The organism is Natrinema gari JCM 14663 (genome assembly GCF_000337175.1).
GTDB classification, from domain to species: domain Archaea; phylum Halobacteriota; class Halobacteria; order Halobacteriales; family Natrialbaceae; genus Natrinema; species Natrinema gari.
This window is the reverse complement of record NZ_AOIJ01000063.1, coordinates 107,567-132,933: the sequence shown is the minus strand read 5'-3', so window position 1 is coordinate 132,933 and position 25,367 is coordinate 107,567. Positions and strand designations below refer to the sequence as shown.

Sequence of the window (25,367 nt, the reverse complement as noted above, 5' to 3'; positions counted from 1 at the left end):
GAATCAGTAAAGAGTGTTTGGGTCACTCCGCCGGCCTCGTGACGAGATGCTCCTCGAGGTCACGCGTCCAGTACGTCGCGAGCCCGCCCGGACTACAGCGGGCGCACAGCTGCAACGGGCCTTCGAGGTGCCCCAGTTCCACGCGGAACCGCGTGAGCGCAGCGAGCGTGTCGACGACCAGCCCACAGCCGTCACAGGCGACGTGATCGCGCTCGTCGGGATCCGGCTCCGCCTGAATCGCGCAGTCGACGCAGATCGGGTGGGTAACCCGTTCGTCTTGCCCCCAGGTATGGGCCTCGCCAGTCTCGGTACCGGGCGGAGCGTCGCAGAACGCACAGCCGACGAGCGTTTGCTGCATCACTCTCCCTCCGCGTCGGCGTCGCGGCCGGCCGTCCAGCCACGGTGGAAGACGGCCAGCTGCGTCGAAGAGTCGAATGCGGCGCCGCTCGGCTCGTGAACCAGAACGTGGTCCTCGGGAACCGGAGTGACGACCTCCGCGTCGACGAGGTCGTTGACCAGCCGTTGGGCCGTCGCGTCGTCGATGTCCGCCGTGTCGACGCCGGCGGCGTCGCGGTCCTGGGCGAGCTGTGCTTTTTCGAACTGTTCGTAGTCACGACTCGTGTCGTCGTGAGGATCGGGACCAGGCATGGTGAGTCACGGCGCGCACACTGTCGCGCGCTGCACGCCTCCCGGCGCCGATAAACAGTCTGCGCGAGAAGCGTCAGTCCGGTCGGGGGTCGCGATAGCCGATGACGGCGACATCGTCGATGAACAAGACGCCCTTCATGAAGTCGAGCTTCGTCAGACTGTGCTGGTAGAGGTTATGCCGGCCAAGGTAGTTCACCGGCACCACCAGACAGCCGAACTCGATTTTCGGCCGGCCATCCTTCTGGGTGCGGTACCCTTTCTGGAACTTGAGNCCAAGGTAGTTCACCGGCACCACCAGACAGCCGAACTCGATTTTCGGCCGGCCATCCTTCTGGGTGCGGTACCCTTTCTGGAACTTGAGGAGGTCGTCGCTGACGTTCTTCCGCTCGCTTTTCTCGACCTCGATGGCGATGCGAGCGTCGGCGTCGTAGAGGTCAACGCTGTAGTTGAACCCCTGATGCGACCAGAGCTTACAGTTCGGGTTGTAGCCGCCGGCGGCGTCCCCTTCGTACTCGTACTGCGAGAGCCCGTCAGCGATTGCGGCATCGAACGCGCCGACCTCCGTGTGCTTCGTCGAGCCGTCGAAGACGCTTGCTGGGACGGCTTCGACGGCCGCCTGAATCGACGCCAGCGACTCATCCGGAAACGCCTCGGACGAGGTTTGGGTGCGGCGCTCGCTTAGCTTGGTGACCTCCTCGACGACGACCATACTCGCTCTCGACGAACAGCGGCCCGATAAAACCCGTCGCGACGGCCATTCGAGTCGACCGGCCGCCAGGCTTCACTCACTCGAGTATCAGGGCGGCGGGCGGGGACGAGGGAGTGGACCCACCCTCAACGTTAACCAACACGGTGCCGGTTTGGGCCGGGACTGTTGGTTAAGTCTAGCCGCTACGGGGTTCGAAGATCTCGAACTGGCTTCACGACGAAGGTATCCGGCTCGCCAGCTGCTCGCTCACCTAATTGTTCCGCCGTCGTCGAGGGCGACTGTGTGAGTTGGGCGATGAGCTCGTCGCGAACGGTTCCTCGGGGGACGGTGGTCTCGTGCCAGCCCAGCCGGTCGTCGAAGTGCCGTTTCTGGAACTGCTCGCCGACGTCGTCGGCTGCAACGTATTGCGTCCGCGTCGACCGCCCGACCTGCCGTGAGACGAAGACGGCGCCCACGGCCTCGTGCGTGAGTTCGACGAGAGCACACTCCACGAGGGCAACGACCGACGCGTGATCTCGGTCGGTCGGGACCACCACCTCGAGGTCTGCCCACGGCGCGTGACCGTCGAGGGTACTTGCTGCGTGATCCACTGCTCGTTCCCTTCTGCGTTGTTCCGAAGCCATCGTCTATCGGGGGCACGTGATGCGCCCCGCCACCCCCTCGTGGGGGCGATAGACACCACCGAAACACACCCTGTCAACCTATGCTCTAACTCTGACACTTCTATAGTTCCGCTACCCCTGTGATGGCCCCTCGGCCTGAGAGAGCCGGCGGCCTTCGCACACTGCATATCGCCTCTTTCTTTGGACGAAAACGGCGATATGCAAGACAATATGACGGTCTCAAATCGGAGAAGAACTCCGTCGGGCCGATTTGAGGCGGTAGAAAATACCTCGACAAAGACTATAGATTGCGGTGAGACGGAAAAATTGCTCGACGGAGGGTTCTACTCCCTCAAAATAGGGGATTGAATCTGACATAGATGGATTAGCCCTACAACCTTGGTATAGGAAGTCTCTCTTTGGAATCAGTCAGGAGGTCTGATATCACCTATACCGAGTGGTTTTGGGTGTATTAGGCTCTGAAACGGCTCGACGTGCTTCAAGGAGGCAGAATCAAACTACAGTCAGCAGAAGAATAATAGTCTAGATATCTTTATCATGTTGAGGCCTTCCACCTCTGAAAGAAGGCACAGACAAATTACCGCTCTACTATCGAAATACTCTGTATGCTATTGGTTCAACCAAGATTCAAACCCATCATCTCCGTCGTATTCGGTTGTGGGGGGATAGTACGATCCCCCATGGGCTTCCTTATGGCACGGTTCACAAAGAGTGGCCAAATTCTCATCACAGGATTCACCTCCTTCTGAAATCGGGAGAATATGGTGTACCGTTAATTCTTCCTCCCGATTGCATCGGAGGCACGAACCGTCGCGTCTAATGATCCTGTCTCTCGTTCCAGGCGAGACTTTTTCTTCCTGAGCAGATTGTGACCAGGCTTTCTCGACGGCTCTCTCTTTTTCAGGGTCGTATTTGAACCGGCGGGCATAGCTATCCGAGCAGCCAACAACGTTGGCAATATCCTTCGATGCAGCCCCCTCTGCCATTTCCAATAATGCCAGTATTTCCTCCTTAGCAGTCGCCGCCTCCTCAACTCCAGTTTCATAGAGCTGTTTCAACTCGTCAAGAGATGTCCGCTTATGAGGAATGTATTGAGAGTCATCACTAGTTAGCGTTGCAAAATGAGTTGATAACAAATCTGGGTTTCGACGGAAATACTTCTCGACACGGATCGGGAAGGATAGACCGAGCTCGGAGACAATCGGGAAACAGTCTTCAGCAGCAGCCCTCGCATCACTTAGAGAATCGAGCTGGTTGATATCCACTTCACTCAGATATTCCTCAAGGAGTCCATCAAAAATCACACTCTCAGCTTCATCGCCAAGATATCGGTATCCATCCACAATACACGGAATTCCCTGAACGACAGAGACACTAGCTGGGCCCCTTCCTCGGGCTGTACTATATGGGTCGTATCTCCAGTTGGCTGCGTTCCAGCAAAGCTGCTGATATTCCTCGGAATAGACTTCACGAAGAGGCAACACAGCAGTCTGAGATATATAATCGCCTAGCTCTGAATTAGCAATAGTGCTGAGGAGCGAGTCTGCATCGCTCCGTGTGGAGGCAAACAGAACTATCCCTTGGCTTTCGTAGCCTTCTATCAGGAGTTCGATTTTGAACTCATTATTCTGTGAAAGCGCGGTCTTGACGACGTCATTGTGGTTCCCGAACCGCCCTGACGGTTCATAATCACTATAGTCGAACGCCGTTTCGTCGCGGGCAAGGTAACACGAGAAGCAAAGGGCCAGATCGAGGCGACCCAACTCATACTGGTCAACCATAAAATCATCAAGAGAAGTCTCGCAGTCGGCACATTCCATAGATGGTTTTCCAATGGCATAGGGCATAATATCTGTCTATTAAAACTGCTCAGCGGGGCCAGCTGATTCCTCCTCAACCTGCTCGTACATCTCATCCGGAAACGGGAGACTCCCCCAGATCGAGTAGGGACACTGGTCCTGGCCGATACAGTAGCGCTGTAGATCGTCGTTATCGCAGTTCATCGGCAACGGCGTGTCGCCGTCGATTGTGTTCGAGAATTCGTAGCGAACCTGGTATTCGGTCTCCTGCCCGTCGTACCACGGCCACCGAGAGAAGACGTCCTTGAGGTCCGCGACGATCTCGTTGAGGCTGCTGTCCTGATACTGGGGGAGCCACATCACCATCCGCGCAAAGTTGTAGAGGTCCTTCCGGACGGGCTTCTTCTCGTGTAGCCGTTCCTCCATATTCGCCATACAGGGGAGTTCGAAGAGGTCCTCGATCTCTCGCACCTCGATCTGTTCGGCGCCAGTCCCGGCTCGCCCGATTCGATACGTATTGACGCGCCCGTCGCGGTCAATCGTGACGGCCGAGTGGGACTCATGGTCGGCTAGCGTCTTCGCGAGACTGCTCGGGCTCGAGATCCAGTCCGTTACAGAGGATTCCCAGTCATCTTCAGCGTCGTACGCCGCAACCGCTCGATAGAGTTCTTTCGCCGTGTGAAATTCACCCTTTTGCGCGACGTCGTCCGGGGCGTCACTTAGGGCCCGGCGGAGGACGCGGATCGTCCGTTCGCCACGGTCCCAGTTCCGCCAGATCCGCTCGTGGTGGCCGGTCTCGAGGAAGCGGTCGATCCGCTCCGTAATCGCCGACTCGTTCGTAGTTAGCCACGTCAGCTGATCGTCGGAGAGCCCGTCTTCTTGCACCCGCAGGAGCTTCTTGAACGCCCGCTCAGCATAGTCCCGATACTTGCTGTCGAAATCACCGACCGGGACGTACAGCTTGTTGTCTTTCACTCGCGTCAGTATCTCCCCGCCATCGTTACTCCCCGTCGACGCCTCGTCCTCCCGAACGAGACATTTCCGTGACGCCGCCGCCATCGGGATTTCGAGGTAGAGACCATCCCCGAACTCCGGCATCTCCGTGATGTCCGTACAGACCCGACCAGGGTGTGGGCCATCCTCGCCGGGCTCCTTGCTGTACAGCACGTCGGCGATGTCCTGCTGGAGCGAGCCATCACCGTGGGCGCGGATGAGTGAGGCGAGATTGTTGACGTACAGCTCCCGTATGTCGTAGAGGACCTGGATGTTCCGGGGCGACGCGTGCTCGAACTTCGGGTGTTCTTTCACACAGATCGCACTCAGCGTCGCGAGCACGGCGAGCGTGCCCGGCTCGTCGACGAACGGCTCCTCGGTGGCGTCGGCACGAACCTGCTCTTTGAACGCCGCTGTCCCGAACCGCTCGATGTCGTTCACGAGGTCCTCGGGCTGGTCCTCGCCGTCGACGACGTATCGATTGTAACCACGCGTAAACAGCTGGTTGATGCGGGTCTCACCGTACTCCAGCGGGAGTGCCGCAACTCGATACGCCATTCCCTCGTCGTCGGTGGGGGTACTCGGACTCATTCGTCGATCACCTCGGGTGTCGCCGACCGAACGTCGAACTCCGGGCTCTCGATGGGTTGAACGATGCTACAGACGTCGGCGTGCAGCGAGTAGGGCAGGCGGGCGACCCGCCGGCGGTCGGCCGTCACGACGGGGTCGATCGGGATGTCGTACGTCTCGAGAAGGAGGTCGTTCAACACTTCGCGACTCTGTTCATCGTACCTGTGTGCCGTGTCCGTATCGAGGAGGTAGACGTGGACGCCCTGCCCGCTGTACACGACCATCGTCTCCTCGGCGTCGAAATCGTCCTCAAAGATGTCTCGCACCTCGAACCCGTACTCGATGGCGCGGTCAACGTCTTTGAAGGCGTACGGATACCCGGTTGGCTCGGCGTCGAGGATGCCGGCGGCGTCAAGAACCGCCTCTTCATCTCGATCGTCGACGTCGTCCGAGACGGCATCCGCGGCTCGTTCTCGAGCGATCTCCTTGGCGTCGATATCGACGAGGAGGACCCACGGTCGCTCCCAGTGATCCAGCGCGTAGTAAACGGCGTCGGGCCGTGGGTCCGGCTGCTCCAGTACCTCCGGATCAGCAAGCGCGAATTCGCTGCGCCCAAGTGGATCGTTTCTGGCAGGGTGGCGAATGAACTCCACAACGTTCTCGAAGCTGCCGAACTCGGGTGTCGTTCGTTCCCCGGATCTATCTGTCTGCCACGTATCCCGCCGGATGAAGTCCTTGTCAGGTACCTCGTCTTTACGAACCGGATGGGGATCTCGGAAGGCCACGGCGTACTGCTTTGGCCCATCGACCGAGATGAACTCGGGGAGGTCGCCGATGTAGCGCGGGAACTCCTCGGCGTAGTAGGCGTAGATCTCCTCACGAGTAGCCTGTCGCCACGTCATTGCCTGACCTCTTGGTCGAGATTCTTGAACGCTCGAACGGTGGTCATCCCCGCTGTATCGAAGTCCGCCACAGCGTCTTGGATCGTCGAGAACGACCGTGCGTCACGTCCGCTGACGCTCTCCTCGATCCGATCCGCGTCAGACAGCTTGTCCAGAACTTCGACGGCCGTCTTGCGATTGTTGAAGGCCCAGATCGCCTCGGCGTCCACCGCGCTGAGTTTGTCGTAATCCTCGACCGGGGCGTGCCGGTTGTTACTTGCGAGCTCTGCTTCGCCAGCCCAGAGGAGATCGCCGTCCTTGTTGAAGCCGGCCACGTCCAGTACCGTGCCGTCGTCGGTTTCGTAGTACGGTTCCGCGCGAACGACGTCGTTCCGCTGCTGGAGCCACTGCTCGAGGAGGCGGACGCCCACTTTGTGTGGCGTTTTCTCGCCGAGATCGCCTGCTCCTGGGCCCGCTTTCAATTCTCTCCCGAGGAGGTCTCGACCGTCTGGGAGGACAGTGTAGTACTTGCGACCTGCTGCGGAGTCCGCTTCAAGGAGGTCCTGCTCCGTGAGCCGCTCTATGTGGAGATCCTCGTATTCGTCCCGAAGCTGGCTCATCCTGTCCAGCAGCGTGTACTCGTCGTCTTCTCTGTTCATCACATCGAGGACGCGATTCAGGAACCGGACGTCGTCTCGACTGAGCCCGCGTTGTCGGAGCTCATCATCGGGAACGGGCACGCTGCTTTCCTGAACGGGCGTTGCCCCGTTCTTCGGCTCCGCTGCTTGGTCACCAGCTGATTCCCCGTTCGTCTCGGTAGCCTGCCCGAACAGGGGGCTCATCTCTGACTCGTCTGCACCTCGGGCACTGTCCGTCTCGGGCTGCGTAGTTGATGTCGATGCGTCCTCGGTCGTCGATTCACTGATGAACGCGGATTGCGTCGGGTCGGTTGCTGCATCGCCGTCGGCAGTCGAGCCTGTCGTGTCGGCTCCCGTACTCCCCCAGCCAGTCTCCTCCGAAGCAGTGTTCGACTCAGTCGCCTCTGCTAGCCCATACTGGGCCTGTGTCCGCTTGACCATCCGTGGCCGGGACACGGACTCGAAATGGTCTTCCTGGGGCTCTGTGAGCGGCTGGTCGCTTTCTGGATGCCCCGGCGCAATCGGGAGCGGTTTCAGTGAAAACGGCGGCGGCCCAGTCTCTCCGAACGAGGGACTCGGGAGCTGGGCGATCCATTCGCCGCTCGGAAGCGTGTTGATTCGGTTACGGAGTTCGGTCGGACTGAGGTCCTCGTGGGCAAGCGACTCCGCGAGATCACGCTCGATCGAGATGTTGCCGATGAGCTTCGTCTTGATGTTGTTCAACACCTCGTCGTAGGCCCGCTCGTTCCGGTTCCGCACCTGCTCTGGGAACTGCATCACGAGCCCCATACTCAGGCCGAACGACCGGCCCTGCGGCAGTAGCTGCTCGGAGACGAGCTTCGTCGACGCCACCGGTGCGGCCTCCTCGATGATGAGGTTCGTGAGCTTCTCGTAATCGGTTTGGCCGTCGCGTCGGCGCACCTGGACGGCGTCCCAGAGGTTACTCAACAGGAGCAGCGTAATCGCTCGCTGTGCCTCCGGGCGAAGGTCGCCCAGATCGAAGATGATGGTGGCATCTTCATCGAGGAATTCGCGGAAGTCGAAGCGGTTGTCGACGTACTCGCCGGCGTCGTTCTGCTCGGGGACGTGGCTGAAGATCCGCCGGAGGTGCGCGTCCTCTTTGAGCTTGTCGAGGCGGTTCCCGACCGCGTCCATCGATACCTGGAACTGGTGGTTGTCCTTCGCGAAGTGGCGAGTCAGCGATTCCTCGATGTTCTGGTTGTCCGCAGAGACCGGGGGAATCGTCTGCTCGCGCTGCATTCGAAGCGCGGCGGCGAAGAGGTCGTCCAGCCCAAACACGTCACTCCCGTACTCCTCGTCGAACAGCGCCTTGATCAGGTAGCTCAGGATCTCGTTCGCGACGAACGCCTGGCCATACTGCTCGCGGCCCATAATCATCCGGAGGATGTCGTGGAAGTGGTCGACCTTGTCCTGAATCGCGTCCTCACGGTTGCGACCGGCCTCGAGCGCGGGACGGATGTCGAAGAACGAGAACGCAGGGATGGTTTCCGGGACGCGGAAGTGGTAGACGTCGTCGAGGCCTTCGAACCGATCGTAGTGGCAGCGCAGGTAGTTCTCACACATTCCGTCCCCCTTCGGATCGACGAGGACGACGGGGCCACCAGTCGACTCGCGGAGCGAGAGCGCGTCGTTGATGATGGCCTTCGACTTCCCGCCACCAGTCGACGCAAACCGCCCATAATGCGTTGGCAACAGGTCCGGCGGGATCCGGATCGGGTCCGGCCGTGGCTCACCGTTCTCGTCGAGGGCGTACCCGATCTCCATCCCCTCCTGGAACTGCTGGATCAGGTCGGGATTCGGCCACGGAAGCGGATTGCGGCTCTGCTGTTCGGCTCTGGTTCCCCGCGTCCCTTCGACGGTCAACTGTTCGGAAGAGGGGACGAGGACGAAGTTCGCGAGCTCCGTCCCACAGAGGACCAACTCGGGGCGGGTCTTCCCCCGACCCGTCGTCAACTCGCGATTGAGGAGGCGTTGGAGAGCGCCCCGTGCCTTCTTCTCCTTCGTTTTCTCACGGAAGCCGCTGTCCCGAAGGCGTTGTCCCTCGACCTCGTAGAACGGGCCATCAAGCGGGTCGAACACGGGGAGAAGCGAATCCATCCGGCCATCGAGGTCGTTGTGGGTATCGTCGATGGGGACGCCGATGGCCCGGATGTTGACCGTGAACGACCGTTTGGCGTTCTTCGCGTCGATGTACTCGATCCGCTTCTCGACGCCCTCGCTGAGCTGCCGGTCGTCCTGATCGCTCCGTTGCTCCTCGACCTCGAACAATGACCCGACGACTTCCTGGAAGAACGTGTCGCGGCCGTCGACGAGGTCCTCTTTCCGCACCTCCGCGTCGGACTGCCAGCTGGCACGCCGCTGGAATACGACCTGGAACGCGGTCGGCGCTGTCGCCTCCATCAGGTGGTCGATCAGCGACGCCAGCGCCGCGCCGGGTTCGTCGACGGACGAGAGGTCGCCGTCCGTTTCTTCTGCCGTGAACGGCGTCAGCGAGGTCATCCAGTCCTGCTTCCGCGACGCGGAGCCACACCACCGGACACCGAGCGGCGAGACAGCGTCTTGGGCCGGGCGAGCTAGAATCGTTCCTGCCGGTGTCATCGTTGGCTTCTCGATGGCCCGTCGCTCTTCCTCGTCGTCTGGAAGTGCATCGGGCGGCGCTAGTTCGAGGGCTGGGTCCCCGACAGTTACGTGATGATCGGGGACGCTCGTGGATGCCGTACCGCCGTCGACGACGGGGTCTGTTTCGGCTGACTCGGCGTCCACTGATTCCTCGTCGACGATGTCGTACTGTTCTGCCGGGCCAAACTCGTACTGCAGCCGCCCGGCCTCGTAGTGGTCGCCGAATTCCTGCGGTGTGAACTCGACTGGCTGGATGAGCCGGGCGGCGACATCGACGTCGACGCGCTCGATGTCGAACGTGGCCGGATAGATGGAGCGGAGGCGCTTCTCGAGCGTATCGAGGTGCGCGTCGGCCCCGTAGAAGAACTCCACCGGGTCATCCGGGCCATCGCTGATCGCGAGGAACTCGAATCGAGGTGGTGTCTCACTGTGGAGCGGGTTCAGCTTCGCCCCGAGGCCCGACGAGCCGGGCGTGGTCAGTTTGTGGAGGCTGTCGAGAACTCGGGGGATACTCTCCGAATCGAGTCGTTCGGATGTCGGTGTGACGCACAGGTACTCAGCCATCGTTGGTCCCCTCCGTAGACCCGCCGTCTGGCTCAGCTTCGACGGCGTCTGATTTCTCGTTCAGTTCGCTCGTTTCGTTCGTTCCGTTCGTTGCTCGATGGTCGAGCTCCTCCTGGAACTCCTCCATCTCGGTATCGACGGCCTCATCGCCGGCGCCGGGCAGTGAAGACCGAACTTGGGAGGTCGGATCGAAGTCGATGACCTGCTTCTCTTTGGGCATCGCTTTGACCTGGATGCCGCGCCACTCACCGTCGACGCCCACCAGGGCCTCGGAGAAGCCGGCGTCCTCGTTGCCGGGAACAGCGTCTTGGACGAACCGCATCTGCGCGTAGTTCAAGCCGAACTCGTCGGCCCACTCCTCGTCCATCCCGTCGAGGCGATGGAACTGCTTGACCGCACACTGGTCCAAGATGGCTTCTGATTCGGCGTGCTCGAAGAACTCGTCAACCGTCTGGGTGACCAGCCGGATCGAGAGGTCGTGATGCCGGTGGTGGCGGAACACCGTCTCGAGGAACGCCAGGCTCGCGGCGTCCTGCATGATGTAGCGGGCCTCGTCGATGTAGAACACGACCTCCTTGTCCGAGACCTTCGCTCGCTCGTACACCAGCGAGATGAGCAACTGCATCGTCAACGCCGTGCTGCTGTCGACGCTACCCTCCTGCTGGGCGAGATCGAGGTATATGACCTTCTCGTCCCGGATGTCGAAGTCCGACTCTTGGCCGAGATTCCCGTGGCGGCCGTCCGCCTCGAATGGACGGAGCTGGTCGAGGAGCCACGTCGCGTCCTCCTTGATCTTCCCAGCCTCCTCGTCGGACCGGACGACGAACTCCTCGGGGTCGTTGACCATATCCTCGAAGACGTCCATCATATCCCGAATCGTCGGGCTCGGGTTGTCGTGCGTCGAGATGTCGTCGGTGATCCCGTTGCGCTTGTACGCCTGCTTGAGCCCGAGTTCCAGCGTCGTCCGGCGGTCGCCAAGCGAGATGCCCCGGAGCGCGAAGAAGTTCGTGAGGAAGCTCATCGCGTCGTCGAGCTTCTCGTTGAACGGGCTGGCATCCTCACCCATCGCCCGCTGGACGTGCTCGGGCGTCTCCCGGATCTCCAGCGGATTCAGGCCGAGGGTCCCGCCGACCGTGATCCGTTTGGCATCGAGCGCCTCCGAGACGCCGGCCCAGTTGTTCAACGGCTCGAGGATGATGCCGATACGGTCCTTGCTCTGCTCGATGGAGCGGATGAAGTTCTGCTTCGAACTGAACGACTTCCCCGACCCGGTATCGCCGACGGTGAACATCGCGTACCCGTTGTCCCGAGCGAACGGATCGATGACCACCGGGCTCTGGTTGTCCTTGTGAATCCCGAACTCGACGCCGCCCTCCTCGAGAATTGTCGCGTTGTGCGGCGAGGACAGCAACGCGCCGACGGCGCCGCCGAGTGCAATCGACGAACGTCCGAACTCGTTGTCGCCGATGGGCGCGGCGGACTGAAGGGCGAGGTCCTGCCGACAGATCGCCGTCTTTGGCGTGAGGTTCGCGGGGTCGTCACGGAGCGCGCTCTTGACCTTCTGGACAGCGTCCTGGAGGTCATCCTTCTCGTCGGCTCTGACCGTGATGAACATCCCCTGGTCGAATACGTTCGCGCCGTTCTCGACAGCCTTGTACGTCGCTGCGGCCTCGTTGGCACGTTCCTGCAGGTAGGCGCTCCGGACGCTCTGTTCGAGGTCGGCGTCGACCTGGAGGTCGTCAGCGATATCCTGCAGTTCGTTCCGGGCCCGCTCCTGGTTCTTCGGCGTGATGTGGGCCGTCAGGTCGAACTGCACGTCGGTCATCTCGAAGAGCTCGGAGAGATAGCCGTCGTTGGGGTAGTCCGGGTAGTCAGCGATGTACAGCGTCGTCGTCCACTGCTCGCCGACCCGTGCCGCACGCGTCTCCCACTCGATCGCCGCCGGCGCAGTCACCGTCTTGTGTGACTCGGCGATGTCGTCGAGAAGCTGGCGTTCGGCCGCGCCCTGTTCGATGGTCTCCTCCTCGAGGAGATCCGAGAACTCGACCTCTTCCTCGTCGTCTTCGGTGTACCAGTCCCAGAGGAGTTTCCCGCCGATCCCAACCAGTACCGCGAGCAGAATATAGAGGGCCGCCCCTTCAGCTGAGGTCGGATTCGTGAGCCACTCCGTGAGCTGGGCGACGGCTCCGCTGCTCGTCTGGAGGACGAGGTTACGCATCGTGGGCATCCTCCCGGCGCGAATGGCCGATAATCGGTTGTTCGCGAACGACGCGCTCGGCTTCGTCGTAATCGTGTTCGCGGCCGTTCCAGAAGTCCATGTTCAACACGAACAGCTCGACCGTGCTGAGCCGCCGAGCCGACCACCCTGAGGCTTGCTGGATGAACTCCGACCGTACGTCGTTGACCCGGCTATCCAGCTTCTCGAACATCTGTGCGCGGCGCTCGACGTCCGTGAGGTCCTCTCGGCGGGTCACGAACGGGTTGAACAGGAACCCGATGACGGGGAACTGCGTCAGCTTCTCGGCCGGCGTCCCCTCGTCTCGGAAGCGGTCATAGACCTCCAGGGGAGTGACTTGAACGCCGATGTAGTACCGCACCTGCTGGATTCCACGGTCGCGCATCTCTTTCGGCCGCGTCTCTCGATACTCTTCGAGGAGTTCCCGGAAGATCGGATTTTCTTTGACGTCCTCGTCGTTCAGGCGGTCTTCGATGTTCTCCGTGATCTGCTCCACCGGAAATGAGCGGGTTGTCGCGTGGAGTTTGAGCTTGGAGTCGAGTTCCTTGTTGGCGAACTCCTCGCCGGCGTCCTGGAGCTGGGCCCAGTCATCGGACATCGCGAAGTCCATGTTGTCCGGGTCGATCTCGATGAACGCCTCCATCGTCCCGTCGGCGCGCTGGATCGCGCCAGCCCCTGGCCACGCCCGTTCGATGTTCGTGAGGTCCTGCGTTCGCTCGTCAGGCTTGAACGGCGTGTAGTTCGCGAGCCCGCCCTCATTCCGCTCCGTCTCGTTGGTGGTACTGTCGGCCTCTTCGGGGGCGCTGAAGGTTATCTGGGGACGCTTGACGTAACGATAGACGTCCTTCGTCCACGTCCACGCGTTGAGGTGGTCGGGTGAGACGTAGACGATCGCGACGCCGAACCCGAAGCCCCCTGCGACGAACGGGAGGGCGAGTGATTCGATGCCGGTGACCCCGGCAATGAACAGGCCAACGATCGGGAAGGCGATGAGGACGCCGACGTCGCCTTCCTCGATGTTGAGGTAGGGAATGCGGCTCTCCTCACCGAACTGGTCCATGATTCGCCGTGCGGCTGCGTCTTGATCGGTGGACATAGATTGTTAGTAGCTTCCAGGGTCGTTCTCGGTCCGCCGGTAGGACGGCGTCCCGCTATCTTCGTCGCTGTTCGAACCTCGGGCCGCTGCCTTCTGGGCAACGGCGTGTCCGGCGGCGGCTTTCGGGCCCCACCGGGCGGCGGTCGTCGCGACGCCGGCGCCGCCGATGTATGCTCCAGCAGCCACGCCGCCGATGAGAGCCGCTCCCTTGGTTGCACCGCCGAGAACTTTCGCGGTCAGCGGAGTCGCGTATTTGAACGTCTTCCACGTGACATAGAGCGCAACGAGTGGAAGTGAAGACGCGACGAGATACTTGAGGAACGCTGTTCCCGGCGTCAACGCCCCTCCAGAGTAGAGTAAGTCGTATCCCTTGAGGACTATCGCTGCAGGCAGGGGTAGGATGGCCAACGGGACGAACCGTTTGCTGAATCCCATCGCGACATCAGAGAGGACAGGGATATTGCCATACGCAATGGCGAACGCGATGGGCATCCCGTACAGGTAGACGTAGAGGAGAATCTGCCGGATGTAGAACAGCGCCTCCAACGCCCACATCGAAATTCCTCCAATTAGGGCAAACAGGAGACCAAGACCGGGATTGGTAATCGACCCCGTTATGAACTGCAGCATAGCAGAGCCCAGCGAGGACAGCTCCGGCATCAGGGCAATCGTGAACCCATCGACAAGGTAGAGTGCGAGCGCTCCGATCCAGTACCAGGTAATAATCAGGAAAGCACCGACCCAGGCAGTCTTCTTGGTCTTTCGAGCCTCGTACGCACTCCCGATATTGAAGATCCGGATGGTGTGTCGACCCTGAACGCTCATCACGAGCAGCAGCAGAGCGATCAACATGATCTCGCCGCCAATGAGCCCTTCTTGGATTGCTGGCCAAGGGGCGTTACTTGGTTCTCCGAAAATGAACGTCCCGTCAGTCTGGGGAGTTGGAGTGCCAAACATCTCTTCGGTCAGCGTCTGATACCCCGACCGAAGCCCGTCCATGAACAGACCGATGAACCAATTAACGACGTCTTTGAACCCTTCAAGAACGATATCTATCAGATCCACCATCGTTAGGCCTCCGTGATTGAAACCTTGCAGTCACTCATCTCCGTGGATCCGGAGTACTGTACATCGAAGGTTTTCGGTATCTGGTCGCCGCCAACTTGGGTTCGGACTGTGACGGTGAACTGGCCGCTGTTTCCGTCCGGAGAGCATCCCATTCCCTCTTCAGATTCGGAACCAAACGGGAACGAACTACTGAACAGGTCGGTAGTTTCTCCCGGTGAGATCACCACCTGCTCGGTTTCATACATCCCGCCACCTCTGGGATCTTCAACCGGGTTTGGTACATCACCAGAGAAAATCAACTCAATAACCGCTTCTGGTCCGCTTCCGGTGTTCTCGACGGTGACGTACGCTTCCCCGTTCTTTAGCCGATCCGTCTCAGTATTTCCGTAGACTTCATCCCACGACTTCTCCGGGTTATTCCGGTAAAGACCGACATCTTGAATTCCAATTTCCGGCTGAATCAGTGAGGAACTCTCAGCTATCGTTTCTTCACCGCTGAGAGCCACGACAGTATACTCTCCAGGCTTGTAGGACGTTCCGATCTCGAAGGAGACCTGTTGTGACCCAGCAGCGGTTTCTCGTTGACCGCACAGCTCCCCATTCGGCTGGACGAGGTTGATCTGATCGATTCCCTCCTCTGACGTGTATTCAATGACGAGTTCTGTCCCCTCTACGGTGACTTGCTGGATGATTCCCTCTTCATCAGACGGGGTAGAGTTCCCGCTACTCGGGGAATCGCCGTTATTGAGGCATCCGGCCACGCTCACGAGAGCGGCGCCGGCGACTGTTTGGAGGGCGGTCCGTCTACTGAGGTGGGGATTATCCTGAGTCATGGGTTTTGCTGGAAGATGTCTTCTGGGCCGAGCATCCGCAGGAGGCGCTTGCCAGCGTAGAACATCACGAAGAACGGCAGAAGCTGCCAGCCGACCTCAAAGATGAGGGCGAACCAGCCTTCAATCGTTCCGAGTGGATGCCAGCGGGCCGTCGCGGAATCGCTCACGTACGCGGGATTATGGCCGAGCCACGAACCCGGATGGTAGCGGGCCGTGTAGATCCCCGGTTCATCGATCGTCACGATTGCCACGCCCGATTCGTTGGTCTCAACGCGCTGATCTGCGACGGTGATATACCCATTCCGGGTGGTTCCGCCAATCGGGTACTGGCGGCTATCGTCGAGCGTGATGGGAGCGCCGGTCTGATTGTCCCGCAGTTCAATCCGGAGTGTCGCCTGTGACTGGTTCTGCTCGAGTACCTCAACGGTGAGGTTACTGCGACGGAGCTGTCGCTCGGAGCCACCGTCCGGCTCGATGATCGAGGCGTTCACGCCACGGACGATACCCGCAACGTGAAGTGCTTCACGGTCGACGGTCTCCGCTTGAACGGCGACACCGTACGTCGTCGTGTACGATTGGTTGACGATGTCGATGTTGATGTTCTCCCCGATGGTGCCGACCGGCGACGGGCGGTCGGTCCCCCACGTCTCGATGAGTTCAGGGCCATCTCGAACCGGCTCGGCACGCGGCCCGATGCGAGACGGATATGCGTGGACGTACACGGGAATCGCATCCGACTCGATGGTGGCGCTATCTGTCCGGTTCGACCGAACGAGCGTATCCCAGTTGGTGTTCCGAGCAGTGTAGAACCGCCATATGCCACGGACCCGCGTCTCGCCGTCCTCTGTGAGCTTGTACCCCTGCCACGGCCGCGACTGGAAGATGGCCACGCCGGCGTCGCCGTTGGGGTACACGGCGTAGTAGGGATACGCCGAGAGGTCGTAGATCTCGACATCGATCGCGTCCGAGACGTTGCGTGATTCCGTCCGATAAGTGATATCCACGTCCGTCTGATTGCCTTGGTTAGTTCGGGTGGTCTTCTTCAGACGGACGCTGATCTCCGCTTCAAGCGTGAGATTCGCGCTCCAGTCATCTTTGATCTGGTAATCGAGGGCGGGCGTATGGGTCCCGTCCTGCGTCGCGATGGTCTCCCCGTTCTTCTTCAACTGGACTTCTTCGATCTCGTGCTCCGTGAGCGACCACGAGATAGTCGTGTTGCCGGAGGAACTCCCGTTGGGCACGCGAACGTGGTAGTCAACGAACCCGCGCATCGTCCCATCCGGAGCGATGTATAACGGTGTCTCTCCGGATTCCAGATGCCCCCGCGTCGAGGGCTGGACTGCGAAGATTGTGGCGTGTGCGTCTTCGATGAAGACGCCGTCCTCGAGGTCCGCATGCGGCGGATACACGGACGTATCTGGGCCGCCGGCGTCGAGGTCCTCAAAGTCGTTTCGCGTCCACGTCGCCGCGGTCGCGGGCGGCCGTTTGAACGTAACGTCCGTCCCGTTGGCGACCTGATGAACAGCAGAGCGGTTCTCGCCGTAGCGCTGGCGGTACTCCTCTTGAGTGATGTAGCTATCCACATCACGCGACCACAGCGTTGCCGACTCGTTCTCGGTTAGCCCGTTCCCCTCCGTCCCTGGTCTCGGCGGGTCAGCGGCGACGATACCAGTGACTAGGCTCGTCGCAAGCAAGCCGACCATAAGCACAGAGAGCTCTCGATGGTTCATAGGACTCGCAACGGGGATTGTAGGGTACTTACCAGGGGACGAGGTCGACGCACTGCGCCAGCGGGAGGCCCATCATCGACCCGGCAACGGTATACAGCGGCCCGAGCACGACGAGGACGACCGCAGACTTCATCGCGGAGCGCTTGTGTCGCTTGAGGCCCTTCTTCTGCTCGGGATTGAGGGTAAACATCTCAATAAGGGAGTCGGCCTGCCAGACGATGGCGAGGCCGACGATTCCCAGCGCGGTGGTCAGCTGGAAGAACCCCTCAATCATGCTTGGGAGGTTATCTGCGCTACAGACGGCGTTACTCTGGGCGGCGACTGGCTGGACAGCAAACAGGCTCAGGATGACGACGGTGAGTGCTGCCTGCCGAGAGATTTTCCCGGTCAGCAGTGACTTGGTGTCGGTGCTACGCTCAGGGTCGGAGGGAGTCTTGTCCTGTGACATAGCGGGTCAATCATCTGTGGCGTCTCCAGCTGTTGGCTGGTTCTGCTGCTCTTCGACGAGCGACTGGATCATCGAACCGGTTGGTGTCCTCTGCGATCTTGTCGAGCATGTAGCCCTGCTCGCGGGCCCGTTTGAAGAGGTCGCGAAGTTTATCGGGGTCAACACGCGGATTCCATTTCCTCGCGGAGGGCGCGGCGATAGAGGGCTGAGGCGTTGATGTGGTCGTTCCACATCAGGTACAGACCATCGATGTCCTCGATGGTGACTGACCTCGTAATCATACATGCGGGTATGGGTATGCACCGGCTGAGTTTCGGCACATATTTGCTGACTATCTTGAAAATAGATAAATATTTTTTGGTTATTAGTGATTGGGATTAGGTATAGAAATCATCTCGGAATAATCTTCGCAGATCCCCCGATATGACTTAACCAACGAATTGGGTATTATCATCTATGTGTTGGTTAAAATCTCACGCTCTTATGCAAAGCTGCGGAAAGACCGTATAGTTACACTGAGCCGAGGCTAATTTGGCGATATGTCTTCTGCTCAGCCAGCGTTCGGGACGATGTTTCGGCAGCTGATTGAGCTGGGCGTCGTGGAAATCAATACGGAGTCGCTCGATGCGGGCATCGAGCGGCGACTCAAGGAATTTTGGGAGAGTATGTCCTGTCCACAGTGCGGCCACCAGAGCATTGTGACGTGGGAGGAACTCGACCGAATCTGGTGCCGTGACTGCAATTTTAAGCCGGTTTTCACCTACGGAACGCCATTCCACGAGAAGCACCTCACCGCAGGAGAGGTGCTTCTCGCGTTCACGCTCTACGCGGACACGTTGCTCAGTATCAACCAGATCGCGCCGTTCCTCGGTCGGGCCTACAGAACTGTTCATACGGCCATTCGAGAGGTGGAAGCCGCGGTTCAGCGCGGCTTCCCCGTCGTCTGGAGTCTGCTTGACCAGACCATAGACGGACCGACACAAGTAGACGAATCAGGCAAGGTCTGTTCGGGCTACAAAGGAGAGCCGCCGCGGAACAGCCGTTCTCGCGGCGGCTTGTCCCAGTCTGGCCGATCACGCTGGCGAAGGCATCACGGTGATCAGTTGACGCTCGTCGCGGCGTGCCGCGACTCGCTTCGCGTGATTCGTGGCCAACTCGGCATCGACTACAGCGGCGATCTTGAACCAGTAATTCAGGAGGCTGAAGAACTTTCCCAGCCACTGAGAGAGGTCTGGACCGACGACCACCAAGCCTACCGAGAGATGGAGCGTGACCACCGAACGGTCGTACACAAAGAAACGTACGTATCGCCCGAAGGCATCCACATTAACCAAGCGGAGTGCCTGTTTTCGTTCGTCCAGCCGTGGCTGCGGAAGTTCCGTGGCCTGTCCAAGCAGGGCTTGGAACAGGCCGCTCACACCTTCGGCATCGTTCGCTCACTCTAGCCGGCGAATCCACCGAGTCAATCATTGATTGTCTCGTTATCGGAGCTTTCCACAGTTCTACATAAGAATGAAATTTCAAAATAAAACCGTGCTACTCTATTTGAACAACGTCTCCACTTCCATCATCAAGAAGAGAGCGAACTTCATCGAGGAGCTGCTGGCCTTCCTCGTAGAGCGCCGTCCATTCATCCAGATCATACTTGTCCACATCGAGTTGTCCAACGATTTCCTCGACGCGATTCAGCCGGTCGTGGATTCCTGGGTCGTTTGCCACGCTTAGATCACCCCCAGCCAAAGCCTGTGATGACCAACAACAGTAGGACAACGATTGTGACCTTGTAGTAGACGGGCGAGAGGTCCTCTGGTGCGGCTGCCTCGTCGACTGCCTCGGCGAGCTCCCGTTCGTGTTCCTGCTGGAACGTTTCATACGTGGCCTCAAGTTGTTGCTTCAACGGCTTGACCTCGCTCGCGAGGAACTCCTCGCGGGAATCCACGATATACTCGCCAGCGGCGGTCGGCGTAATCGTCGCGACATCCGCCACCTGATCAGCGATTAGTCAGTCTTTCAATCATATCAAACTATCAACCGCAGAATCGTGACTCTATAGTAACCGTTAGAATTTTCCGCCCATCGTTTGTCACTGTTTGTAATGGACCATCTCGACGAGATCTCCGTCGAAGAACTTCACGGCGCACTCGACAACGTCGAGGGAAAAAAGCCAACACAACGGCTATTAGCGGCAATTGCGTACAAAAACGGCGTCACGCAGACCGAACTTGCCGAGTGGCACAACACCGGCCGACGAACAATCTACAGTTGGATCAAGCGACTCGACACTGACGAGTCGCTTGAGCAGGCCGTTACTGATGCTCACCGATCTGGGAGAAAGCGAAAGCTTTCAGAAAAAGAGCAACAAGAGTTCGAAGAAACAGTCCACGAATCTCCCGAAGAAGTTGGGGTAGACGCGCCGGCGTGGACGCCGGCGCTCGTCCAGCAGTATCTCGACGAGACCTACGATGTCGAGTACTCAATCCCGAGCTGCCGACGGTTGCTCAAAGAAGCGGGATTGAGCTACCAAAAACCACGTCCTACAGCCGCCGAATCAGATGCTGAGGAGCAAGAAACGTTCCGTGAGGAACTCAAAAAAAGCGGCGGGAGATGGACGACACAGTAGTCTGTATCGATCAAACCAAGAAATTCGTGCAAGTTGAGCCGCGTGCCGCGTGGTTTCCACGCGGCACGCGGCCGTCCGTCGAACTGTCTGGGCAACGCGACTGGACGTGTCTGTTGGGCGCGATCACCGAGGACGGTGATCGCTTTTTCTCTCGATTCGAAGAGTACGTTACCGCCGCCCACGCAAAACATTTCATTCTTGCGTTATGCAAAGAGTTCGAAGATGATCTGATCATCGTGCTGGATGGAGCGCCGTATTTTCAGGCGTCGGCCGTCACGGACCTAGCGGCCCGTGACGACCTCGCCCTCGTGAGGTTACCGGCGTATTCACTGAACTAAATCCGGTCGGGGAGTGCTGGAGACAACTTCAATCAGCACTTAGCAACCGGTTCTTTGACTCACTTCCTGAACTCACAACAGCGATTGATACCGCTCTTGATCAACTCTCTCTTCCAAAAGTGAGCAATTACTTCTAATGGCTACTATAGGCCTTCGCCGTCCGGCGGAATGCTACAAACTAAACACAATCCGGCTTACGCCCCCAATATTCATCAAATTCCGCCGTATATCCCTTTCTGAGCGGGTCTGAGAGCATCATTCCAAACCAACTCTACGACCTGCTCATTTCTCAAACCGCGCTAACTAGACGGTGTCCTGATTAGGAAGAAATCTGCTGGTCTGAAGTAATTCTGCAGAGTCCGAAATGGAAGGCTGGGATCAGTACACCGGTCAGAACGAGTCCAAGGATTATCGGTGTAGTTCCCGTCGGATCTAGACTGACGGTAAATGAGATTGAAAACCCGAGAAACAACGCAAGCACGACCGAAATCACCCCTCTCACGATGGTATTCATAGTCAACAATCCCGTTGAGAGTTCAATAAGCGTGGTGATTCCTATGCCAGAAGTACAATTCACTTGGCAAACTAATTCGTAGAGCTATTACCAAGTGGAATGTGTTGTTGCTCCGCGTCTAAACCTGACAATGCCCAACATCGTTTTCGTAACGTCCCAATAGTGATGCACCTTCTCAGTCAACTCCTTCTCAACGACCGCTCTCAAAGCCGACTTTCATTTCCTCGCTGATCCGTGTCGACTGCCTGACCACTTCTGCGACAGAGTACGTCTTCCTAGTTTTCTACTGATTATCTGACTCGAGATGACTGTAGGCAGCTGCAGTCTCGTTTAGTTCATTGATCGAGTCCGTGAGCGTCAGCGGGTCTGGGAGTTGCTCTTCGAGCTGTTGAAGATTATCTCTGGTTTCAAGGAGTACCTCGTGGAGGTCGTCGATAGGTGGGTGGTCACCATCGGTAGCTTCCTGTTTTGGGCGGTATCCTTGATTGCCGTATTCGACGCCAAGAACTTGATCATCGAGACCAATCACCCTGTCAAATCCAAGAGCGTCAGAGGGATCCGGTTCGTGCTTGTTTGGGCTCACTATTCTAGCACCTCCACGTTAGGATCGTTCCCTGTTGTTTCGGCGACTGATTTCGCACGCTCAAGTTCCCGAAGATTTCGTTGCGCCTGCTGATCAACTGCCGCTGCTTGCCGACAGCGCTCACAGTCTTCTGTGTTGAGGTAGCCATACAATTGACGCTTATCCCAGGCCAGCCCACATCCGCTTCGAGCGTCTCGATGATTGCGACTAAGAAGTCAGGTGATACTCCAGGCCCAGCCGTTGATGAGGTCATTGAACACTTAGGTATTGATATTTCCGACGTTTAAACTATTTGAAGTTAATTATAGTTGCTTAGAGCTTTATCAGTTGACTTAGCGCGTCTGGCATACCGTTGGCGCAATCAGAGGCGAGTATGCGCTTTGACGCCGACTGGATGTCGCGCGCCGACGACCGAATTCTGGAGCATCTTGCCGAGAGGGCCCAGACACTCCCAAAGAGATGGCTGACAGCGATCGTGTGCGGTTCTCACGACAACACATTAACGCCCGCTGCAAGACACTCGTTACATACAGACTCCTCATCCACCTCGGCAACGGCGTCTACGACATCACCCGTGAGGGAAAGCAGTATCTTACCGGTGAACTCGATGCTCGCAACCTCGGAGCCGAATGAATTTATCTGGCGAGAAACCTCGGCCGACGAATAACCGGTTGCCAGTCACGAACCGCCACACATGGTTCCGAAAAAGCAGGTGTTCCCACTCGTTCTCGAACGTTGCGTAGATCTCTGTGTGGCGACGTCCGTCGAGCGCTCCCATTTCGAGAGCGATCTCGTGATATTTGGCGTCGCTCTCGGCCGCCTGCTACTGCTTCGCTGTCAGCCAACCGATGATCCCAGTTCTAAACCACTCCGTGAAAGCGTTCAATACCCAATTCAGCGAGAGTCATTGTTGGCTCCCGAAGTGAACAACCGGTCTGATGGAAGCGGACGTCGACGCCCGTCAGAGAGTTCGCCGTCTGCTCATTTTCCCACGATTCATCAAAACCCGCCGCATAGCACGCTGAGAAGGTCTGCAAGTATCTTGTCCAAACTGTTCACCGACCTGCTCGCTTCTCAAACTGGTTCAACTAGACAGTGGCAGAATTTTTATTTTATAATATTATAGGATAAGGGTCAGTTATAACACTCGTCGCTCGAGAGCTGCCTGAACGATTTCGTCCTTCTCTTCGTGGGGACAACTATCATTTTCGGTCGTTGCAACGATGAGTTCGTCCATCTCTTCGAGGGCACCGATCGGTAGCTCGCGGTCATCGATGTCGAGACCAATTGCATCGCAGAGCGTCCGAACAACGAAAGACTCCGCGTCTGATTCGTCGTTGTTCGCAGCCGTAGTTGCAATGAGTTGTTCGAGTGCTGGATCGGCATCGATCGTAAGTTTTCGCTCGGTGACTCTTGTTGTTTCAGACCATGGTTCGTTGCCGCGCAGCGCTTCTGCGAGGTATGTTCTGATTGCAGACTCGACGAACGCTTCGGTCGATTCACCCTCGTTACTGGCCTGACGTTCGGTGAGTGTTCGAATTACAGGGTCGATGTGAACGGTTACTGTTTCATCGGTCACCGCTCCTGTTGCCATCTCAGCTGTGGTTTCACTCATTGTTGAATCCGAAGCTGACGTATTCTCGTCCTCGCCCCTGTTCTCAGTTTGCTCTGTATACTCTCTCTTCGTTGTCTCATCGGCGGTTTCCGTCTCAGTAGCGGCGTCATCCTCCTCACTGCTATCGGCGTCTTTTCCACTGATTTCCTTCTTATTGGCTTTCGATGTCCGCTCAGCAGTAGTACCGTCCGAGGAGATATCGCTCTCCGCCGACGCCGAATCGCACAACACGTTAACGACGGTCGGATTAGCGATTTTATCAGCTACTTCTTCCGGACTTGGTATAATGTATTCATGGTCACTCGATGGCTGGCCGGCGGTTCGATACACTCCTTCATCAGTCACATGAGCTGAAGTGACGCATGCGTTCTGCGTGGGATCTGTCTCCGCTTTGGGCTCTACGGTGTTAGTCGCCACCTCCTCTTCGCTGTGACCGATATGGAGTTCGTCACGGAGACGAGTGACGTCAACACCTTCTCGTTCGAGGGAAGCCGTTTCTCGACGTTCAAGTTCCGGAATACTCGCTGCTGCTTGCAGGACCCCGTCCCCGACATCAATCACACTTCGTTGCTCGTCACGGTTTCGCACGCGCTGCTTTGCGGCATCACCGATCCAATTCGGGGGACAGAAACGCCCATTCTGATACAACTGTTCCGAACCGGAATCCCCAGTTGCCCACGTATATGCGTCCCATTTGTCCTTATACCGTGTCAGGGACCGACCACTCTGGTGGGTGATGACTACGTGAGTCGGAGCAATCGTTTCGACGACCTCATCAAGGACCGCTTCAGTTGGATGATTCGAGAACTCAAATGAAAAAACGGTTCCAGCGAAATCGCCAGCGTCTTTCGCAGTCGTATTTCCACCCTGCACCTGCACTAGCGTTGCGTTCCCATCATCACGAATCGCCTCGAAGAGTCGTTCACTACTTCCTTCGACTGGAACCTCTGGCCCGGCGATAGTCACAGACCCTGCCTCGAGGCAGTCATGAGGAACCGAAAACTCAGGGATAGTCTCTACGTGCGGATAGTCGTATTCCAGCGCATCGTAGAGCTTTGCGACTTGTCCCACGAGGATAATTGGGATCGAATAGTCGAGTTCGTGTTCGATCCTTCCGAGAAGCGTCGTTAAGTGAACACCCGTTAGCCCGCTTGCCGTACAGAGGGTCTTCGACCCAGCATTCGCACGAGCAGCGAGCGTTTCGAGGATGTCGGTAACCGTCTCGTCAACGGCATCGTTTGTTGCGGCCGTAAGAAATAGTGCATCGACCTCAAGAAACTGTTCCGAATCGAATCCGACGTATCCGCCAGCGTCGCGTCGTGTGAAGTCCCCGGTAGCGAGCGCACGGAAACTCTCCTGTCCGTCGTGGGCTCGAATCAGGAATCCGCACGCCCCTGGCGTATGCCCCGCTGGCACGGGGGCTACACTGATGTCATCACCGACGACATCGGCCCAGTCGTTGATCGATTCGACTCGTTCGAGTATCGCATCTGGATCTGACATCGAATGGTGCCGTACACCTTCTGCTAAGATGTCCTCAAGAATCGCTTCTGTCCCGGGGGACGTGAGAATCGGTGCGCCATCACGATGGGCCTCGTCCAGCGATTTATAGTGATCGAGGTGCGCGTGCGTGAGAAGTACCGCCGCCAAGTATTCATTGTCAGCGAGTAGTGTCGATGTATCGACACCGTCTCCCGCATCGACAAGAATGCAGGGCGTCTGCTGCTCATACTCCTTTTGAACCCGAAGAAGAAAAGATTCGTTTCCTGCCATTGGATTGGCATGTTCGTAAGATATCTCCATACCACCAAGTCGATTCTGCACGTTCATAAACACCCTTCAGAGCCTGTCTAAGAATTCAATACCGATTAAAGCGGTCTCGAGTTTCGATCCATGGGTGAGTAGACGGTCTGATAGTGCCGATCTCTAACGCTTTGTAAATGACGTGCATTTAGTGCACGCTATTCTAACGCAGTTGCACTGTCTAGAGGAAGGTGCCACTTCGACTCTCGACGGTACACTCGAGACGACTTTGCGGCACGGCCAAAGAACAGGTAGAACTCATCGAGTAACACGGTCAGACTAGAAACCGCTTCTCAAGACAGAGTACCGCCGAAGACCAAACACACCCCAAGTTTGTACTGTTTCTCCCAGACAGCTCGTGTAGAGATGAGTGTTCGATATGGTCCGTGTGCCTAAGATGTGCCCCTGACTGAACGTG

Annotated in this window: 18 protein-coding genes and 4 pseudogenes; 3 read left to right on the top strand and 19 right to left on the bottom strand. The window is 58.2% G+C overall.

Going from position 1 to position 25,367, the window contains the following annotated elements; all coding sequences use genetic code 11:
• Positions 1-22 precede the first annotated feature (22 nt).
• From C486_RS16230 to C486_RS16165, 15 genes and pseudogenes are all read right to left on the bottom strand, one after another.
• Positions 23-358 carry a DUF7558 family protein gene (locus C486_RS16230; RefSeq protein WP_008458006.1) on the bottom strand — a complete coding sequence of 112 codons (336 nt, stop codon included), beginning with the start codon at positions 356-358 and terminating at the stop codon, positions 23-25.
• Positions 358-648: a hypothetical protein gene (locus C486_RS16225; RefSeq protein ID WP_008458005.1), complete on the bottom strand. Its 291-nt coding sequence runs from the start codon at positions 646-648 to the stop codon at positions 358-360. The genes C486_RS16230 and C486_RS16225 overlap by 1 nt, the downstream gene beginning before the upstream one ends.
• A gap of 73 nt (positions 649-721) precedes the next feature.
• Entirely contained in the window at positions 722-1,357 is a 636-nt protein-coding gene (locus C486_RS16220) for a hypothetical protein (RefSeq protein WP_008458003.1), read from the bottom strand.
• Positions 1,358-1,539: 182 nt separating this feature from the next.
• Entirely contained in the window at positions 1,540-1,980 is a 441-nt protein-coding gene (locus C486_RS16215; protein ID WP_049910636.1) for a hypothetical protein, read from the bottom strand.
• A 608-nt stretch (positions 1,981-2,588) separates the two neighbouring features.
• Complete coding sequence (locus tag C486_RS22040; protein WP_206536978.1) at positions 2,589-3,800, bottom strand: HNH endonuclease; 1,212 nt, start codon at positions 3,798-3,800, stop codon at positions 2,589-2,591.
• Between the two features lie 39 nt (positions 3,801-3,839).
• On the bottom strand, positions 3,840-5,363 hold the full coding sequence (locus C486_RS16210; RefSeq protein ID WP_008457998.1) for a primase-associated protein: 1,524 nt from the start codon (positions 5,361-5,363) through the stop codon (positions 3,840-3,842).
• Positions 5,360-6,244, bottom strand: a complete 885-nt coding sequence (locus tag C486_RS16205) for a DNA primase-like protein (protein WP_008457997.1) — start codon at positions 6,242-6,244, stop codon at positions 5,360-5,362. The genes C486_RS16210 and C486_RS16205 overlap by 4 nt, the downstream gene beginning before the upstream one ends.
• A complete protein-coding gene (locus C486_RS16200; protein ID WP_008457995.1) occupies positions 6,241-10,065 on the bottom strand; it encodes a hypothetical protein in 3,825 nt (1,274 codons plus the stop codon). Before C486_RS16200 ends, C486_RS16205 begins: the two co-directional genes overlap by 4 nt.
• Complete coding sequence (locus C486_RS16195) at positions 10,058-12,292, bottom strand: VirB4 family type IV secretion system protein (RefSeq protein ID WP_008457993.1); 2,235 nt, start codon at positions 12,290-12,292, stop codon at positions 10,058-10,060. Before C486_RS16195 ends, C486_RS16200 begins: the two co-directional genes overlap by 8 nt.
• Positions 12,276-13,397, bottom strand: a complete 1,122-nt coding sequence (locus tag C486_RS16190; RefSeq protein WP_008457991.1) for a hypothetical protein — start codon at positions 13,395-13,397, stop codon at positions 12,276-12,278. The genes C486_RS16195 and C486_RS16190 overlap by 17 nt, the downstream gene beginning before the upstream one ends.
• A gap of 6 nt (positions 13,398-13,403) precedes the next feature.
• Positions 13,404-14,465 (bottom strand): hypothetical protein, encoded by a 1,062-nt coding sequence (locus C486_RS16185; protein WP_008457989.1) that lies wholly within the window; start codon positions 14,463-14,465, stop codon positions 13,404-13,406.
• A gap of 2 nt (positions 14,466-14,467) precedes the next feature.
• Positions 14,468-15,298: a hypothetical protein gene (locus C486_RS16180; RefSeq protein ID WP_008457986.1), complete on the bottom strand. Its 831-nt coding sequence runs from the start codon at positions 15,296-15,298 to the stop codon at positions 14,468-14,470.
• The gene (locus C486_RS16175) at positions 15,295-17,028 is read right to left on the bottom strand and encodes a hypothetical protein (RefSeq protein WP_193787477.1); all 1,734 of its coding nucleotides are present in this window, start codon (positions 17,026-17,028) and stop codon (positions 15,295-15,297) included. The genes C486_RS16180 and C486_RS16175 overlap by 4 nt, the downstream gene beginning before the upstream one ends.
• A 28-nt stretch (positions 17,029-17,056) precedes the next feature.
• Positions 17,057-17,476 (bottom strand): hypothetical protein, encoded by a 420-nt coding sequence (locus C486_RS16170; protein WP_008457982.1) that lies wholly within the window; start codon positions 17,474-17,476, stop codon positions 17,057-17,059.
• A 6-nt stretch (positions 17,477-17,482) separates the two neighbouring features.
• A pseudogene (locus C486_RS16165) lies at positions 17,483-17,757 on the bottom strand (hypothetical protein).
• A gap of 258 nt (positions 17,758-18,015) precedes the next feature.
• Here C486_RS16165 and C486_RS16160 point away from each other — a divergent pair.
• A pseudogene (locus C486_RS16160) lies at positions 18,016-18,986 on the top strand (IS1595 family transposase).
• Between the two features lie 26 nt (positions 18,987-19,012).
• Here the strand turns inward: C486_RS16160 and xseB are convergent.
• Both xseB and C486_RS16150 read right to left on the bottom strand, forming a co-directional pair.
• Positions 19,013-19,195: an exodeoxyribonuclease VII small subunit gene (gene xseB / locus C486_RS20480; RefSeq protein ID WP_008457976.1), complete on the bottom strand. Its 183-nt coding sequence runs from the start codon at positions 19,193-19,195 to the stop codon at positions 19,013-19,015.
• 7 nt (positions 19,196-19,202) lie between these two features.
• Complete coding sequence (locus C486_RS16150; protein WP_241432522.1) at positions 19,203-19,415, bottom strand: hypothetical protein; 213 nt, start codon at positions 19,413-19,415, stop codon at positions 19,203-19,205.
• A gap of 156 nt (positions 19,416-19,571) precedes the next feature.
• Between C486_RS16150 and C486_RS20475 the strand changes: the two are divergent.
• Positions 19,572-20,571 (top strand): annotated as a pseudogene (locus C486_RS20475) (IS630 family transposase).
• Between the two features lie 660 nt (positions 20,572-21,231).
• Here the strand turns inward: C486_RS20475 and C486_RS20465 are convergent.
• The gene (locus C486_RS20465) at positions 21,232-21,531 is read right to left on the bottom strand and encodes a hypothetical protein (RefSeq protein WP_083866047.1); all 300 of its coding nucleotides are present in this window, start codon (positions 21,529-21,531) and stop codon (positions 21,232-21,234) included.
• A gap of 373 nt (positions 21,532-21,904) precedes the next feature.
• On the opposite strand from C486_RS20465, the pseudogene C486_RS16130 reads away from it, so the two are divergent.
• Positions 21,905-22,164 (top strand): annotated as a pseudogene (locus C486_RS16130) (MarR family transcriptional regulator).
• 505 nt (positions 22,165-22,669) lie between these two features.
• Here C486_RS16130 and C486_RS16125 read toward each other — a convergent pair.
• Complete coding sequence (locus C486_RS16125) at positions 22,670-24,949, bottom strand: MBL fold metallo-hydrolase (RefSeq protein ID WP_049910631.1); 2,280 nt, start codon at positions 24,947-24,949, stop codon at positions 22,670-22,672.
• Positions 24,950-25,367: the final 418 nt, after the last annotated feature.

Bases quoted from the DNA above. Each gene is read 5' to 3' on its own strand.
- C486_RS16230 (WP_008458006.1), bottom strand. From the start codon at position 358: ATGCAGCAAACGCTCGTCGGCTGTGCGTTCTGCGACGCTCCGCCCGGT.
- C486_RS16225 (WP_008458005.1), bottom strand. From the start codon at position 648: ATGCCTGGTCCCGATCCTCACGACGACACGAGTCGTGACTACGAACAG.
- C486_RS16215 (WP_049910636.1), bottom strand. From the start codon at position 1,980: ATGGCTTCGGAACAACGCAGAAGGGAACGAGCAGTGGATCACGCAGCA.
- C486_RS22040 (WP_206536978.1), bottom strand. From the start codon at position 3,800: ATGGAATGTGCCGACTGCGAGACTTCTCTTGATGATTTTATGGTTGAC.
- C486_RS16210 (WP_008457998.1), bottom strand. From the start codon at position 5,363: ATGAGTCCGAGTACCCCCACCGACGACGAGGGAATGGCGTATCGAGTT.
- C486_RS16205 (WP_008457997.1), bottom strand. From the start codon at position 6,244: ATGACGTGGCGACAGGCTACTCGTGAGGAGATCTACGCCTACTACGCC.
- C486_RS16200 (WP_008457995.1), bottom strand. From the start codon at position 10,065: ATGGCTGAGTACCTGTGCGTCACACCGACATCCGAACGACTCGATTCG.
- C486_RS16195 (WP_008457993.1), bottom strand. From the start codon at position 12,292: ATGCCCACGATGCGTAACCTCGTCCTCCAGACGAGCAGCGGAGCCGTC.
- C486_RS16190 (WP_008457991.1), bottom strand. From the start codon at position 13,397: ATGTCCACCGATCAAGACGCAGCCGCACGGCGAATCATGGACCAGTTC.
- C486_RS16185 (WP_008457989.1), bottom strand. From the start codon at position 14,465: ATGGTGGATCTGATAGATATCGTTCTTGAAGGGTTCAAAGACGTCGTT.
- C486_RS16180 (WP_008457986.1), bottom strand. From the start codon at position 15,298: ATGACTCAGGATAATCCCCACCTCAGTAGACGGACCGCCCTCCAAACA.
- C486_RS16175 (WP_193787477.1), bottom strand. From the start codon at position 17,028: ATGAACCATCGAGAGCTCTCTGTGCTTATGGTCGGCTTGCTTGCGACG.
- C486_RS16170 (WP_008457982.1), bottom strand. From the start codon at position 17,476: ATGTCACAGGACAAGACTCCCTCCGACCCTGAGCGTAGCACCGACACC.
- C486_RS16125 (WP_049910631.1), bottom strand. From the start codon at position 24,949: ATGGAGATATCTTACGAACATGCCAATCCAATGGCAGGAAACGAATCT.